A 15283-nucleotide genomic window follows, 5' to 3' on the forward strand; every position below is an offset into this window, starting at 1 on the left:
CGACCCGCATCTACCCCCGCCGAGTAGTCCTACCCTGCAAGATATCGTCAAAGGCGTCCCCTGGAGTATCAACTTGGATCGGCGCAGCCGCAGAGCGTCTGGCCGGTTGCGGGGATTGTTCAATTTTCGGAGCATACCCGTAATAGCTGTAGGCGTATGCATCGGGGCCCTTGACCGGCAGCCGGTTGAGGACCACGCCAAGTAGGTCGGCATCCACCAACTCGAGGGTCGCGATTGCCTTCTCAACTTGTGGTTGTTTCGTGGCGTGGCAGCCAACCACCAGGACAACGCCTCCCACCTGCTGTGCTAGGACCGCGGCATCGGTAACTGGGAGAAGCGGGGGAGCATCGATGACCACTGCGTCAAAGGCCTGTTCGAGCCTCAGGATGAGTTGTTTCATTTCCGCCGAGCCAAGAAGTTCACTGGGATTGGGCGGGATGCGTCCTGACGTCAGCACGTGGAGTTCATTGCGTCCCCACGGCTGCATGAGATCCTTGACGTCAGCCTGGCCGATGAGCGCCGTGGTGAGCCCTGCACGACTTTCCAACCCCAAGTAAGTGGCGACCATAGGCCGGCGTAGGTCTGCATCAACGAGAGCGACAGTTTGCCCGGATTCGGCCATGGCGATGGCAAGATTGGTGGCCGTGGTGCTTTTTCCTTCGCCCGGAAGCGAGGATGTAACCAGGACTGTTTTGCTCTTGTGGCTGACATGGGCGAACTGCAAGTTGGTGCGGAGCTGCCGGAACGATTCGGCCCGCTGGCTGTGGGTTGAACCTTCGGTGACCAGTGGGCTCTTGCTGGCATCCGCGTCAAAGGCAATTCCACCCAGGACTGGTGCTTGGGTGATTTGTTGCAAGTCCCGTTCGCTTCGGACCCTTGTGTCCAGCGTGGTGCGCAGCAGGGCAGCCCCAATGCCGAGCGCCAGGCCTACGATCAGGCCCAGTGCAAGGTTGATCTTCAGGTTGGGGGACGACGGCGCTGCGGGTGCCGTCGCAGGGGTCACGACGGACAATTTTACCGGCGACGGGCCGCCGTCTGCCGGTTTTTCCAATTTATCGACAGCTGTAATGAGGCTGCTGGCAACAGCGTGGGCGATCGCGGCGGCCTGCACCGGCGAACCGTCATCGACCGAAATGGTGATAAGGACCGTCTTCAGGTCGGAGGTGGCCTTGATCGTCTTGGAAAGCTGTTGGGGCGAAACGTCCAAGCCCAAAGTGTCGATGACAGGCTGAAGCACCGTGGGAGTGGTGGCAGTCACCACGTATGAAGAGACCCTCGCCTGTATGAACGAGTTGCCTGTCTGCAGGTCCTGCACAGAACCCGAGTTTTGGGTCGCCACAAAGAGCTGTGTCTCCGCTGTGTAGACAGGCTTGCTCAGCACAGAAAACGCCCCGCCCGCCAGAAGCCCAATCAGGCCGATCGCGACGATGGTGAGCCAATTGCGGCGCAGAATGCGTATATAGTCCTGTAATTCCAAAAGTCGTTTCCCCTAGGTCAAGGCCGGGTTAGCCCAAATCCGGCGCATGTTCACAAGTAGACGAACTGCGGTTGGATGTTGGTCTTTAATCGTTATGGTCAGTCTATTCTCGGATCTGACCGATGTTGTTGCGGTACCAGTCGACGGTGTTGCGAATACCCTCTTCCAGCGAAATGGCGGCCCGCCATCCAGCATTGGAAAGCTTGGAGACGTCCAGCAACTTCTGGGGTGTGCCATTAGGCTTGTAAGTATCCCACTCCATCTCGCCCGTGTAGCCAACTGAGTCTGCTATCAGGCTGGCAAGTTCCTTGATGGTGACATCGGTGCCGGTGCCCACGTTAACTTGATCGGGACCGTCATAGTTTTCCAAAAGGTGCAGACATGCCGCAGCCATGTCGTCGACGTGCAAGAATTCGCGGCGTGGGTCCCCAGTGCCCCAGTTGGTTACTGAACTTGCCCCGTTCTTGACGGCCTCGTCGTAACGGCGAATCAACGCTGGTAAGACGTGAGAACCGGCAGGGGAGAAGTTATCTCCTGGTCCGTACAGGTTAGTTGGCATAGCGGAGATCCATGGCAGTCCGTATTGCCGGCGGACCGCCTGGACTTGCAGGATGCCAGCGATTTTTGCGATGGCATAGGCATCATTGGTGGGCTCAAGGTGCCCAGTGAGCAGTGAATCTTCGCGGATCGGCTGCTTGGCAAGCCGGGGATAGATGCAGGACGACCCGAGGAAAAGTAGTCGCTCCACCCCGTGCTCCCTGGCCGCGTCCATAACGTTGACCTGGATGCGCAGGTTGTCGCTGAGGAAATCAACGGGGAAGCTGTTGTTCGCTAGGATGCCTCCGACTTTGGCGGCAGCTAAAGCAACATACCGGGGTTTGGTCTCAGTGAAAAAGGCGAAGGTGGCGTCGCGATCCTTGAGGTCCAAGTCGCCGGAGGTGCGGCCTACAATGTTTGCGAACCCTTCCGCTTGGAGTTTGCGCCAGATCGCAGAACCAACAAGCCCTCGGTGGCCGGCCACATAAAATGTGGCTCCCCTGTCCAGAGGCCCTGGCGTGTAGTCGAGGACCATTTCTAAGCCTTCCAGCTTGGCAGGTCCACGTCATCTACCCAGTGGTTGCCAGCATGCTCCAGCGCCTTGATGTCAGCATCGACCATGATGCGTGCAAGTTCAGGCGTTTCCACAGTGGTTTTCCAGCCCAATTTGGCGTTGGCCTTGGACGGATCCCCGATCAGCGCGTCTACCTCGGTGGGCCGAAGGTAGCGTTCGTCGAATTTGACGTGGTCGTCCCAGTTCAGCCCGGCATGCGTAAAGGCCTCGGACAGGAAATCCTTTACGGTGTAGCCGGTGCCCGTTGCCAGCACGTAGTCCTCGGGCTCGTCCACCTGAAGCATGCGCCACATACCCTCGACATATTCTGCAGCGTAGCCCCAGTCGCGAATCGCATCCAGATTGCCCATGTAAAGCTCATCCTGTTTGCCCGCCTTGATGGCAGCGACTGCTCGGGTGATTTTCCTGGTGACAAAGGTTTCGCCGCGGCGCGGTGACTCGTGATTGAAGAGGATTCCGTTCACGGCAAACATGCCATAGGCCTCACGATAGTTCTTCGTGATCCAGTAACTATAGACTTTGGCTGCGCCATACGGAGAACGTGGGTAGAACGGCGTATCTTCACCCTGAGGCGGAGGAGTTGCACCAAACATCTCGGAAGTGGATGCCTGATAGAAGCGTGTCTTGATGCCGGACATGCGCACGGCTTCCAGGAGCCGGACGGTGCCTACCCCCGTGGTATCGGCAGTGTGCTCCGGTTCGTCAAAGGAAACCCGTACGTGGGATTGAGCCGCCAAGTTATAGACCTCATCCGGGTTGATCTGTGCCAAAAGGGTGACAAGTCGGGCTCCGTCGCTCAGATCGCCATAGTGCAAGAAGAGGTTGGCTGACGGGTCGTGGGCGTCGACGTAGAGGTGGTCAATGCGGGCCGTGTTGAATGTAGAGGCTCGTCGTATGAGGCCGTGGACCTCATACCCCTTTTTGAGCAAAAGCTCCGCCAGATAGGAGCCGTCCTGGCCCGTGATCCCCGTGATTAGAGCGCGCTTCGGCAACGCAATTCCCCCCTGCTTAGACGTTGTGTGAGTGACTTTGGCGGCTGGTACGAAGAGTTGATGAACGCTTAGAGGCCGCGAGCTTGGTCAACCAAGCACTGTACTCAACTATAGCTGCATGTTGGGACAGCCTATTCTCGGCGTAATCACGGCCCGCGGCTCCAAGTCTTGCAGAGTGGACGGGGTCGTCTGCCAGTCGCTCTGCAGCCCGAAGAAGATCTTTGGGAGCCGACGGATCAACACGGATGCCAGCCCCCGAGGCAGCAATTTCGCCAGCAGTAGTACTGTCTACCTCTGTGGCTGCAATGACGGGCAGACCTGTGGCGAAGTAGGAGGTCAGTTTGCTTGGGACGGCCATCTCACGCAGGCCGCTCAACTCATTGACAAGAAGGATGTCTGCCGACTGCAAGGCTTCCTGGAACCAATCATCTGGAAGGGGATCGATGAACTGAATACGCTTAATGCCCGCGGCTTGCTGTTGTACTGCGGCCCTCTGGTTGCCATCGCCCAGAAGCACGAAGCGTACGCGAGAACCTTGTGATTCAGCCAGGCGGGCGGCCTTAACCACGTTCCCAAGTCCCTGTTTGACTCCGATGTTGCCAGCATGCAAAACAATGACATCATCGTCAGCCCAGCCGAGCCGGCGGCGAGAAGCATTCCGATCAACAGGCCCTTCCGGAGCTAGATGTGTCCAGTTGCGTATGGTGCTGATGTGACTGCGTGGAACTCCGAGCTCAGACGCGATGTATTCCCCGAACCTGTTGTGAATGACCGTCACTTTCGTGGCAGATCTCAGGACAAAGCCTTCGATCTTCTTCATGAGCATTCCCGAAATGGATCCTGCTGCACCCGTCTCTTCAAGACCACGGCTATAAATGTCTTGAACCCAAATTCCAGTGGAAGGTTTCGCTAGGCCAAATCTTGCACGAATTATTGCAAGTGCAGTGGCGAAAAGTGCAGGACTTACAATTAGTACTGCGTCGGGATGGTGCCATTTAGCGAATAAAAGGCGGATTCCGAAGCTCAACTCTAGATGCATGCGCTGAGCATGACTTACAGTTTTCGGTATAAAGTGTCGCAGCCGCTTGACCTGCACGCCATTGATCAATTCAGACCGCGACCAGCCGCTGTAGCCCTTAGCAAGCTTCCACTCAGGGTAATGAGGGTAGCCTGTGAGCACAGTAACTTCATGTCCGTCTCCCGCCAAGAGTTCCGCGAGACGGGAGGTATAGGGTGCGATGCCGGTGGGCTCTGGTGCGTAATTAATGCCCATTATCGTGAGTTTCAAACAATCGATCTTTCGTCTTACGGATGAATTTCATTAGCTACTAGGACAACATTTTGGATATTCCCGTCGTGAAATTTTGGACCATATTCGCCAAAGTTGGGTATATCGGGCAGCCCTCATTAGGAAATTTCTTCGTCCCGCCGTTAACTGACTTCATAATCAAGTGTGCGTAGGCTGGAATGGTATTTTCGCTCGTATATAGCGTTGAACCTTCTGTCAAATACTCACTCTCCGGAGCATGATAAGGCCAGTTGGTCGACAGGATGGGAAGACCTAAAAGGAGCGATTCAACAGCCACTAGTCCGATGCGCCCTGGGATGACTATGGCTGCAGATACATGTCCCATTAGGGCCTTCGCTTCATCATCGACATATCCTAGCATTTTACACTGCCCTCTTTTGACAGCGTCATTTAATAGATGTTCTTGGTCGCCGCGTCCTCCGACAAGTAAAGTAATTGAGGGATCCTCAATCCAAAGCTTATCGAGAACGTTGCATAGAAATTTTATTCTCTTACTTTCGTCTAATGCTCCGATGTAGGAAATGTTATGTTCGTTTGGTATATCATATTTGCCCCGGAAATCTTTCACTTTTGAATCAGTCAACGATTTTCGAGCAATTTCAAGGGAATCGGTGTTCACCGAATTCATAACAGTCGTTATTTTGTTGGATTTAATTCCAGAGGCAACTGCAAATCTTGCACCGCCGGGAGTGTAGGCGAATATTTGATCTGCTCGTTCCATTAACCAGCGTTCAGCGGCAATATCGATACGATTTGGAGCATTAACATAAGACTTAACATGTCCCCAAAGGCCGACGCGACGACTATGTCTATTCGCGCCCATTAGTGCCCGGTATGAATCGATGCAGGTTCCTTGGAGCGGCAATATGACGCCGTCTGATTTCTTCCAAGATTTATGAGAACCTCCAAGGATTAGACTTTTTCCAACCGCGTCTATTCTGTATTCAGGAACCCTTGTAATCCACTTTGCATCTGCCGAGTCGCTTCGTTTAGAAAGACTCCTTGGCGGAGTAGATGCCGCCACTGTCAGCTCTATTTCCTGCATTTCAAGAGTTGCGCTTAGTGCCTCAAAAAAAGGTATTCGGTAACTTGGAACGTATTGTTGGACTATAACGATGTTGCGCATACTGCACTACTCCCGCTTGATCTGATCATATATCATATATAACTTTTCGCTGACCGAATCGAGACTAAACTTGTCTCGTATCGTGTCCATGGCCCTCCTAGATGCTTGGACGTATGTTTCCCGGGAGGAAAGAAGCTTAGCAACACCAACGGCCAAAGATTCAACACTGTCATCCTCGACAACTATTCCGGATCCTGAGTTCGCTATTTCTTCGGACAGACCACACGATCTCGTGACGACCACGGGGATTGAAAGAGCCATGGCTTCCAGAACGGACATAGGAAATGCATCTCTGAAGGAAGGAAGAACGAAGATGGAACTAGATGCCATTCGAGCATGTGTGAGTTCCGGGGCCAAGGGGCCCTCCCACTTTATATATTCCTGTGCTCGGGCCGCATTTATGGATCGTTGGATTTTCGGACCTTCGCCTTCGTCTGGTCCAACTAGGGTGAATGAAACTTGTGGAAATTTTGAATTAAGTCTTATTGCCATTTCGACAAAGTTCAATGCGCGCTTTTGTGCATCAAGTCGCGAGAGGAACATAACTTCTTTATTTATTTCATCAAAATTAGTTAATGGAGTGGGGCTCGATAGTGCCACTCCATTACGAAGTTCTTGGAGTCGTAGATTTTGTCCAGCAACGTCAATAATGAATTGTTTTTCACGTGCATTGAGATAGAAAACCCGAGAAGCGTCGCGGATTGCGGATTTTGTCCATAAAGCATCTACGGGCTTAGATAATATTTTTTTGGACGGGTCTATCATTCCGTGAGTTTGAACCACGTAGGGAATATTTAATTTGCGGACAATCTGGGCAGCTAATAGTGTAAGGAGGTCACGGGCTAAATGTATATGTACGACGTCATAGTATTTCGCATTTTTGGCCACCCATAGTAGAAGGGGGAGTGAGGTTATGCCAGCAAACCCGGTTTTAGGGATTACCGTTCGGGCCCGAAATAGCTTGACATGTATGCCGTCATATGTTTCAGGGACATTTTTTCCGTAGCCCATTGTTCCAGCTACGAGAGTTACATCGTTCCCTAGCTGGGATAATGACTTTACCTGGCCGACAGCAACCCTAACGGGACCACCATATGCTCCCGTAGGGGTTATCAGGGAGACAATGTGAAGTATGCGCACCGGTGCTCTCATTTTCGCTTTAAAGGTATCTTCGTAATTCTTCGTGTCGCTAATGAAGATTAATCTTATTATGCGACTTTTTAATAAATATTGAGTGCATAGCCTTCCCTGCATGCCCTTAGACCTCGATTGGTACTATTTTATGCTTCGGAGTGGCAGGTTAGCTAGGCTGACTATCAGTAAATCATGAAATAACGTAAATAGCATATTTTTGTTGAGCTTCTGGCGGTGCGACCTATGTCCTCTGGGCCAACTCTTCCGGGCTCTCAGGGTCGGGGACAGGAATTTATTACTGAAATCGATCTGACGAAGTCGTCTCGGTGGGGCCATTTATTTGGCTCTGTGCCTGGTTCGAGTTCGAGCCGCGATCGTTCGTGAGGCGGCTTCTGCTGGATCGGGGCCGTCAGTCTGCCAGATGGTTCTGATTGTGGCATGTGGATGCTAAATTGGGCTCGCTGTACGGGTGGAGGGCTGTGGCGACGAGTCGACGCTGGCCACGGTGGCTGAGGTGTTTTCTGGGTAAGTGCCGTCGGGCGACTGTGCGGCTTTGGCGGGGTTAGGGCGGAAAGGCGTTTCATGTCTTGGAGCAACGGTTTTCGTTGCTGTGCTGTCTCGGCCAGGTGCGAAGTCGTTTGGCGAGCGGGTCTGGAGGTTTTCCCACCGTTGTCGAACAGCCTAGCCCGGAGCTTCTTATGTTCCCCGCGCGTGGGCTCGCGTCCCGGTGAAGCCAATCATCTGGATCCAGTCCATGATCTCGGCGGCCAGCATTGCTACATGACACCATTGCTCGTTGCTGGCGAAAGCATGGACGACAGGTTCGCCGGGCCGGTGTTTTTGGCATGGCGGGGCTAGCATCAGACCATGCCCGGAGTCGGGGACGAACCGCCAAGATGGCCAGCTGGACCTTGGTTTCGTTGGTAACGATGGTCGCTTAGCGATACCCGTCGATGCCGGTGTCCGCACAGGCCTAGCGAGGGGCGGGACTTCCTTGCCGAGGATTACGCACATCGCGTCCGGCCAGGAGGAGCGGTCCGACATCCCGGACATAACGGCTACCCAGGCACTGTCGCGCTTGAATCCATCGCTGTCATGCGCCATGTTCCAGCCTTTCTTCGGCACGGGAAGCAAGACCTCGGGCCCGGCGCCGTGGATCGCGACCCCACGGAGCGGGAGAACTTGCTGAGCTTGGTCGTGAGCGAGTCAAGAATCCCACGCATGCTGCTGGCAGAGTCGATGCGGATCATAATTCTCCGCCCCGACCGGCATCTCATCGGCAGCTGCTTCACGGAGTCTTTGAAGAGCTGGAGGTGCTCACTTACGGTGTTGGAGCCGGCGTTGCCGGACCGCATCAGAGTCGCCAAAGTATCCTCGAAACCCAGGAGACTGTGGTCGATGAAGGAGCACAAGAGTGAATGCTGGAGGCTTTCTTTCACTTCGGCCGGGCGTCCTCCTACTTACCAGTGATAATTCACCAATCCCGCATCGACGTCTATGACCAGCGGGGTCGCAGCGCTGACGCCGTGCAAGGGCGAATCTATCACGGCCTGCGCCCACATATGCGGCCGCGCGGTAGCCGGTGACGTGTTGATCGTGGCCAACGCCTTGGGAGTCTGCACCCGTGACAGTGCCGTGAACACCCGGTTGATCGTCGGGTTCGTGGCCAGGGGCATTACACCCCGGAGTGTTGCGGAGCCGGTCAGCGTCGGAAACAGCGTACCCGCCCGTGGCCAACGCGAGCGCCAGATCGGTCAGGAACATAAAAGGGCTATGGGTGGCGAACGGCTTGCCTCACGGCTCAACAACTGCGGCAAACCCGCCGTGATGCCTGAGGTCTTAGCCATCAACGTCAAGATCGTCCACCCTGCCACGACACCACCCCGTCACGAGTCGGATCAACTCGGACCGACGGACAAGAGCCGGTACAGTGGTTGACTGTAAGATGCTCCCGATGTGTCATGGAAATGCGGAGTGCTAACTCCATTTTTCTTGAGCGGCACCTTTCAGGCTTTCAAGACGCGTCTACGTAACACCCCATGAAACACCGAGCCTAGCGGCCAAGCACCCGTTTATCTCATATTTTCGGACGCCAGCCCTAGTGTGAGACTTTAGAGTGACTCTTCCGAAGCTTATGAACTCTGTGGTCCGCCTGAATCTACTGAGTCGGTAGACTTGAACTGTTTGTCACTCAATCGAGGTAGGGTATCCATGCGACAACGAGCAGAATCTAGTCCCCTAACGGCGATAATTCTTGTCGTTTCTTTGGGCGGATTTGTACCCATTTGGCTAACCACGACAACGGACAATGGCCTCGATAACGTTTCTGCCTGGTTGCACGTCCTAATAATGGGCATAGTTGGCATACGTTTTTCTTGGGTCGTTAGCGGCAGGACCCGTCGCCTTTATGAAATGATATTCTGGCTTTTCACATACATATTCATGGGAATGGCTCCGTACGTACAACAACGGCTTGGAATCGAACCGAGCACGACCCTAAACCTTGATTCAAATTTCTACGATGCTGCGGCCATTATGGTTCTAATTGGATCATTTGCTGTAATGTTGGGAAGTCATTTTGGAATACACAAAAAGATACTTGTCGCGTCGATTCCGAGAGTGATCAGTCAAGCCCGAGCCAATATACTCTCGATTGGCGCGATATTTTTATTTCTATACGTCGGTTTAAAAATCGGGTTCGGATCATTTTTCTTAAACCGAAGCGATTATGTACTCGCCCGTATGAGTGCGTGGCCGGACAGTTCGATTACTGCGATGGTCACCGGTGGATTGAACATGAGTCTGCTCGTGGCGGTAGTAGCACAAATACAGCTTCGGAAAAACTACAAAGCACTGGGAACTCCTGCTCCTCGATTTTTGCCCGCAATCACCACGCTGGCGTTATTTATAGCTGTCAATCCTTTCAATAGTCCAAGATACGTGTTTGGTACAGTTATCCTCGCGATCTTCGCAACGTTGGGCGCATCCGCAACCCTGATTCGATATAGGATATTTTCCGCCTCAGCTATTGTAGGAATGGTTTTAGTGTTTCCTCTCGCGGATGCATTCAGGAGGAGCTCTACGGCAAATATCCGAGATCAGGGACCAATTATGGCATTAACATCCGGCGATTTTGATGCCTTTGCGCAAATAGTTAACACTTTGGATTTTGTTTCTTCCAACGGAATTCTTTGGGGGCGACAGTTTATCGGCGTAATTCTATTCTGGATGCCGAGGAGCTTTTGGCCCGAAAAACCTATTGATACGGGGACTGTTCTGGCCGAATACAAAGGGTATGCCTATCAAAATTTATCCTCCCCCATTTGGTCGGAACTTTTTATTAATGGCGGTTGGGTTGCTCTAGTAATTGGGATGTTTTTAATTGGATATTACCTTCGTCGCTTGGATCAAAAAACGGAAATAGCCCTTGTATCTTCAGCTGGACTTCCTATACTCGCTTCTATATTGCCTTTTTATCTCCTGATTATATTAAGGGGTTCATTACTAAATGCGGCATCTTATTTTCTAGTAATTATTTTGTGCTCGTGGTTTGTCACACGGAAGGCCGTTTTGATTGAATCTTTGCGGCCGTTCGCGATCTCTCGAGCACCGAGATAAGTGCCCCTTCAGATTAATTTTTAAATCAACCACGTTGTCACAGGTGACAGGAACCGGATATTTCCTCGAACAGTTGCAACGGTCGTGGGGCCCTTCGTCTCTAAACGTGTTTGGCTGTTTTAGTGGTCCTTCGCATTTGAGCGTGGGTAGGGTGGCCTAAGTGGCTGTGGTTTTGATCGCACGTGGTGTGGCGTTGCCGGGGAGAGGCGTCAGGGTCTCTTTGAATTGGTAGCGAACAAGCAACCATCTTCAAAAGAAACCCTGACTTGACTGATTCTATTTCTCTCGTGTGCGGTGCGTGGTATGCCCGCGCCGACGCGATTCTCGGTGTCCCGGGCATCCACACCACTGCCGTCAATGAGACCGCCACCGGTCTGAGCCTCCATGTCGAAACCGATCAAATCCTTGCTGGTTGTCCCGCATGTGGCGTTGTCGCGGTCGGCCACGGACGTCGGAAGGTCTGGCTGCATGACACTCCGATATCGGGCCGCCCCGTCCGGCTGCTGTGGGCCAAGCGGCTCTGGCGGTGCGCGGACGACCACTGCCCGGCGGGCGCTTTCACGGAGGAGCATCCGCTGGCGGGGGCGAAGACGAAACTGACCGCCAGGGCCATCGTCTGGGCCACGAATGCTCTGGAACGCTATGACAGCACCGTCTCTGCCGTGGCCCACCAGTTGGGTGTTTCCTGGCGCACCGCGTGGGCCGGAATCGAGGTCGAAGCGACACGGAGGATCGGCAGGGCCGACCGGCTGGCCGGCGTCGATGCGCTCGGCGTGGATGAGCATGTCTGGACCCCTGTAGGGTTCCCCGGCAACCGTATGGTCACCGGCATCATCGGCCAGACCCGGGACAAGGAAGTGAAGATGCACGCGCGGCTGCTGGACCTGGTCCCGGGGCGCTCCGGGAAGGTCTACGCCGACTGGCTCAAGGAACAAGGCCAGGAATTCACCCAGGGCATCAAGGTCGCAACCCTGGACCCTTTCCGCGGCTATGCAAACGCCGTGCGGGACGAACTGCCAGAAGCGATCCAAGTCGTCGATGCTTTTCACATTGTGAAGCTTGGAACAGCCATGGTTGACGACGTCCGCCGGCGCGTATAGCGCGAGAAGCTGGGGCGCCGAGGGAGGAAGGCAGACCCGCTTTTCGGGATCAAGAGGACCCTGCAGCAAGGCGTGGAATGGATGACCGAGAAGCAAGTCGCCAGGTTTGAGAAGAAGCTCAACGAAGGAAACCCCAAGGGTGAAGTCACGATCGCTTGGCAGTGCTACCAAAAGCTGCGCACCGTCTACCACGCGGCAGCAGCCAAGGGCCGGGAACTGATCACCGAGATCCTTCAATCCTTGCCGTCCTGCCCGATACCGGAGGTCGCCAAACTCGGTCGCAGCTTGAGGATGTGGAAGGCCGCGGCGGTGTCATACCCTCCAATCAACCAACTTGTTGCTTCGAGGGCATGACACCGCCCACCCTTAAATCGGAAGAGCCGGGTAAGTGTCACCGATGTCTTGAGACACCGAGTGCTACCGATGTACTGGTACAGAACTGTCACTGGTGTCTTGAGACATCACACCCAACAAAAAACCCCGCCAATCCAACAAACACAGGTCAACCAAAAACGGCCATATCAAAAACCCTGGAGCTTGGCGTCAAGTCGGACCGCGCGTCATGAAATCTCTGCAAAATATCGGGATCAGGATTCTACGTCTCGAAGCGGAGAGGAATGCGGCGAAGCTATTCAGGGATCACGCAACTGCCCGGATCAGGCTCTCAAGCTTTGAGATCTAATAAGGTTTTAGATCGCGCGCCTTCCCGTCTCGCGACTATCATATTAGGAATACGCGTCGCACGGCGTATTTTTACGAATTCATCAAATCTCAGATTCCCGGATAAGAGATCTCTTGCAATGCCTATAAATACACTCGGAAGTATGACGCATGTTAATAAATAAAGATCACAATTTAATATACTGACCGTAAGATATCCCTTAGAATTCCTGCCTGTCGTTTCACGACTAACCAGATGCCACACCCTCAACGACGGTGAGTATACCGATTTTTTGGAAGCCAGCAAAAGACGGTAGCAATAGTCGTTATCTTCTCCATAATTGAAATTCCCGGATCCGACACCTAATCCTTCATTGAAACCTCCGACCTTACGTACTAGGCCCCATTTTGCAAATTGGGTCACGGTACTCCCCTTGAATAGGGCCGTTTTTTTAGTCAGACGCTGCAAACTTACGTCTGCAACAGGAGTTTCGCCGTACGAACCAACTATTAAATCGATCGAGTAATTCTTCGTAATCTGTTTGAATATCGGATAAAACTCATTGGGATAATAGCAGTCGTCATCAGGGAATGCCACGTAATCTTCAACAGAAATATCCATAGAGGATAGGCGTTGCAGACCCAGATTTCTTGCCTTTGATCCGCTTGCTCGTGGGCCATGAACCACGGCGACGACACCGGGAACTGAATCATAATACTGAGCCCTGCTAGCTGGCACGTCTCGAAAGACTATAATAACTCTTGTTATGCGGGTATCAATTGCTTCCAAGAATCTATCTATATCCCCAGACTTGAGTTCATCTAAGTCTGCCGTCACAATGCAATACAGCATATAAAATATCACCCTACTTCTTTGAGAATTGAATTTTCATGCCTAGCACGACTCTTGTTGATGGAAAGTTCGGCGCCCCAGATGAGAACTCCAGCGACGATAACTTGCGCTATTAAGAGACCCGAAGCGCCGCCAAATAATCCGAAGTGAATTGATCCAACCCAGGCTCCTGCTGCTGAAATCAGGGCGCCAGCGAAAGTTATTAGAAGTCGAAGCCGTGAATTATCCAAGGCATATAAAACATCGCCCGCACCGTATTGCGCAGCTCTTAGAGGTATGCAGGCAGCCAAAATTATAGTACAAATAAAAACACCCGCGTAGGAATGCAGTAATGTGTTTGAAGCTATATAACATGCAAAAACAACGCAAAGCCATGCAGCGATACCGACAATTACTCCGCGGCGGATTATTGAATACATGAGTCGCTTGACGCCGTTATAATTGCGGTTTTCGACTAGCTCAAAAAACTGTGGATATGCCACGATGGCTATGGACCTAACTGGAACCGCCCCGTAGCCACCCAGCTTTCCGGCCATTCCGTATACGCCGACAGAGAATGAGCCTAGCGTTTTTCCGACGATAAGACGGTCAATATTATCCGTAAGGGCTGAGGCTATGCCGACAGCTGCAAATCCAAGTCCCCTTTTGTACCAATGCTTAAAACTTCGTAAACCGGTCTTGAAGGAGAGGGCGTTGAAAATTATTATCGTTACAATGAATCCGCATGCTCCAGAGATATTTACCGTCGTCGCCCAAGTTGCGATATCCTTGCTGCCCAAAAAATACGTTATTAGCGTGGCCATAAATTTCGTTGCAGGCGCGAATAGGGAAAAAGCCACATATGACCACGCTTTGCCTTTTGCGAGTAGGGAATAGGTCATGGTCGACCAAGTTGGATAAAGTGTCATTTCAGCCAGTAATACGAGAAAAAGTGCCTTTGGTGAGGAAAATCCTAAAAACATCATCGCGACTGATGCGGCAGCCACTATCGGCAGTCCGACCAATACGATCACCGGAAGTGCCGCTGCCGCGGCCGCTTCCTTCCCACTCTTGCCGGCCAAAGGCTGGACCCAAGATGCGTATCCTACAGATGCAAACGGAACTAAGATCGCGGCAATCGCTGCCAATACCACGTAATTCCCATATGTATATGGACCCAGAATTGCGGCCAACACTAGGAAATTGCCCCCTGAAATTGCAGCTTTACCCAGTTCAGTGATCGCTGAGACTATTCTTGGACGATTCACTTTATGTTCAATCTTCGTGAGCATTCATTAATCACGTAACACTTCCCTCTGATCGTTATGGTAGACTTTCTCTGAATTATCCCAGCGTTCTGAACATCATAATGTATTTGATGCATGCCCGGGGACTGCATAGAGCGAGCCGTCTGATTGATTCTTCAAGCTTTCGAGGGTCGGCGCAGGTGTTAGCGGGATGGTCGGTCGGCTGCTGAAGGCGATTGGCTGCAGATTGGACATGGTTTCTCTGGACTTTCTCGGGTCGAATAATTTCTAGGGACGATTTCTAGGAACGGCTTTGTCCTTGGGTGCTTTGTTGGAAACCATTAAATCACGGAGGTCTTCGACTGCGGCATTCCTCTATTTTTCCACATACCGGTGACCCCTTGGGACCTAGACTTGCACAGTAGCATCACTACCCGAATCTCATCCATTGCACGCATCTTCAACCAAGTTGTCTCGAACGGGCCATCCAGTCTAATTTCTATTCTACCTAGAGCGCCATAAGGGTTTTGTTAGCGGCTGAGGGCTTAGGCATGGTTATTTCTCGGGGTCGCTTCCGGTGAATTGGAGGATACGGAGCGTCAGGTTCGGCTGCGATATACATCATTGTTGCCACCGATAAGAAATGAAGGCCCACTTCCTATGTGTGTGTCCTATGT

At 52.7% G+C, this 15283-nt stretch carries 10 protein-coding genes and 1 pseudogene; 2 read left to right on the plus strand and 9 right to left on the minus strand.

Features of this window, described 5'->3' with window-relative positions; all coding sequences use genetic code 11:
* Positions 1–10 precede the first annotated feature (10 nt).
* The 7 genes from G6035_RS15665 to G6035_RS15695 all read right to left on the minus strand — a co-directional run bounded on the left by G6035_RS15665 (position 11) and on the right by G6035_RS15695 (position 8825).
* Positions 11–1477: a polysaccharide biosynthesis tyrosine autokinase gene (locus G6035_RS15665; RefSeq protein ID WP_176618038.1), complete on the minus strand. Its 1467-nt coding sequence runs from the start codon at positions 1475–1477 to the stop codon at positions 11–13.
* Positions 1478–1580: 103 nt separating this feature from the next.
* Entirely contained in the window at positions 1581–2549 is a 969-nt protein-coding gene (locus G6035_RS15670) for a GDP-L-fucose synthase (RefSeq protein ID WP_176618039.1), read from the minus strand.
* A 2-nt stretch (positions 2550–2551) separates the two neighbouring features.
* Positions 2552–3580, minus strand: a complete 1029-nt coding sequence (gene gmd, locus G6035_RS15675) for a GDP-mannose 4,6-dehydratase (protein WP_176618040.1) — start codon at positions 3578–3580, stop codon at positions 2552–2554.
* A 16-nt stretch (positions 3581–3596) separates the two neighbouring features.
* A complete protein-coding gene (locus G6035_RS15680) occupies positions 3597–4853 on the minus strand; it encodes a glycosyltransferase family 4 protein (RefSeq protein WP_176618041.1) in 1257 nt (418 codons plus the stop codon).
* A gap of 55 nt (positions 4854–4908) precedes the next feature.
* Complete coding sequence (locus G6035_RS15685; RefSeq protein WP_176618042.1) at positions 4909–6015, minus strand: glycosyltransferase; 1107 nt, start codon at positions 6013–6015, stop codon at positions 4909–4911.
* A 6-nt stretch (positions 6016–6021) separates the two neighbouring features.
* Positions 6022–7167 carry a glycosyltransferase gene (locus G6035_RS15690; protein WP_176618043.1) on the minus strand — a complete coding sequence of 382 codons (1146 nt, stop codon included), beginning with the start codon at positions 7165–7167 and terminating at the stop codon, positions 6022–6024.
* Positions 7168–8609: 1442 nt separating this feature from the next.
* A complete protein-coding gene (locus G6035_RS15695) occupies positions 8610–8825 on the minus strand; it encodes a hypothetical protein (protein ID WP_176618044.1) in 216 nt (71 codons plus the stop codon).
* Positions 8826–9597: 772 nt separating this feature from the next.
* Here G6035_RS15695 and G6035_RS15700 point away from each other — a divergent pair.
* Both G6035_RS15700 and G6035_RS15705 read left to right on the plus strand, forming a co-directional pair.
* Positions 9598–10767: an oligosaccharide repeat unit polymerase gene (locus G6035_RS15700; protein ID WP_176618045.1), complete on the plus strand. Its 1170-nt coding sequence runs from the start codon at positions 9598–9600 to the stop codon at positions 10765–10767.
* 287 nt (positions 10768–11054) lie between these two features.
* Positions 11055–12221 (plus strand): annotated as a pseudogene (locus G6035_RS15705) (ISL3 family transposase).
* A gap of 310 nt (positions 12222–12531) precedes the next feature.
* Here the strand turns inward: G6035_RS15705 and G6035_RS15715 are convergent.
* Entirely contained in the window at positions 12532–13365 is an 834-nt protein-coding gene (locus G6035_RS15715; protein WP_176618047.1) for a glycosyltransferase family 2 protein, read from the minus strand.
* Positions 13366–13388: 23 nt separating this feature from the next.
* The gene (locus G6035_RS15720) at positions 13389–14651 is read right to left on the minus strand and encodes a lipopolysaccharide biosynthesis protein (protein ID WP_176618048.1); all 1263 of its coding nucleotides are present in this window, start codon (positions 14649–14651) and stop codon (positions 13389–13391) included.
* Positions 14652–15283 lie beyond the last annotated feature (632 nt).

The organism is Arthrobacter sp. SDTb3-6 (assembly GCF_013376095.1).
Lineage (GTDB): Bacteria > Actinomycetota > Actinomycetes > Actinomycetales > Micrococcaceae > Specibacter.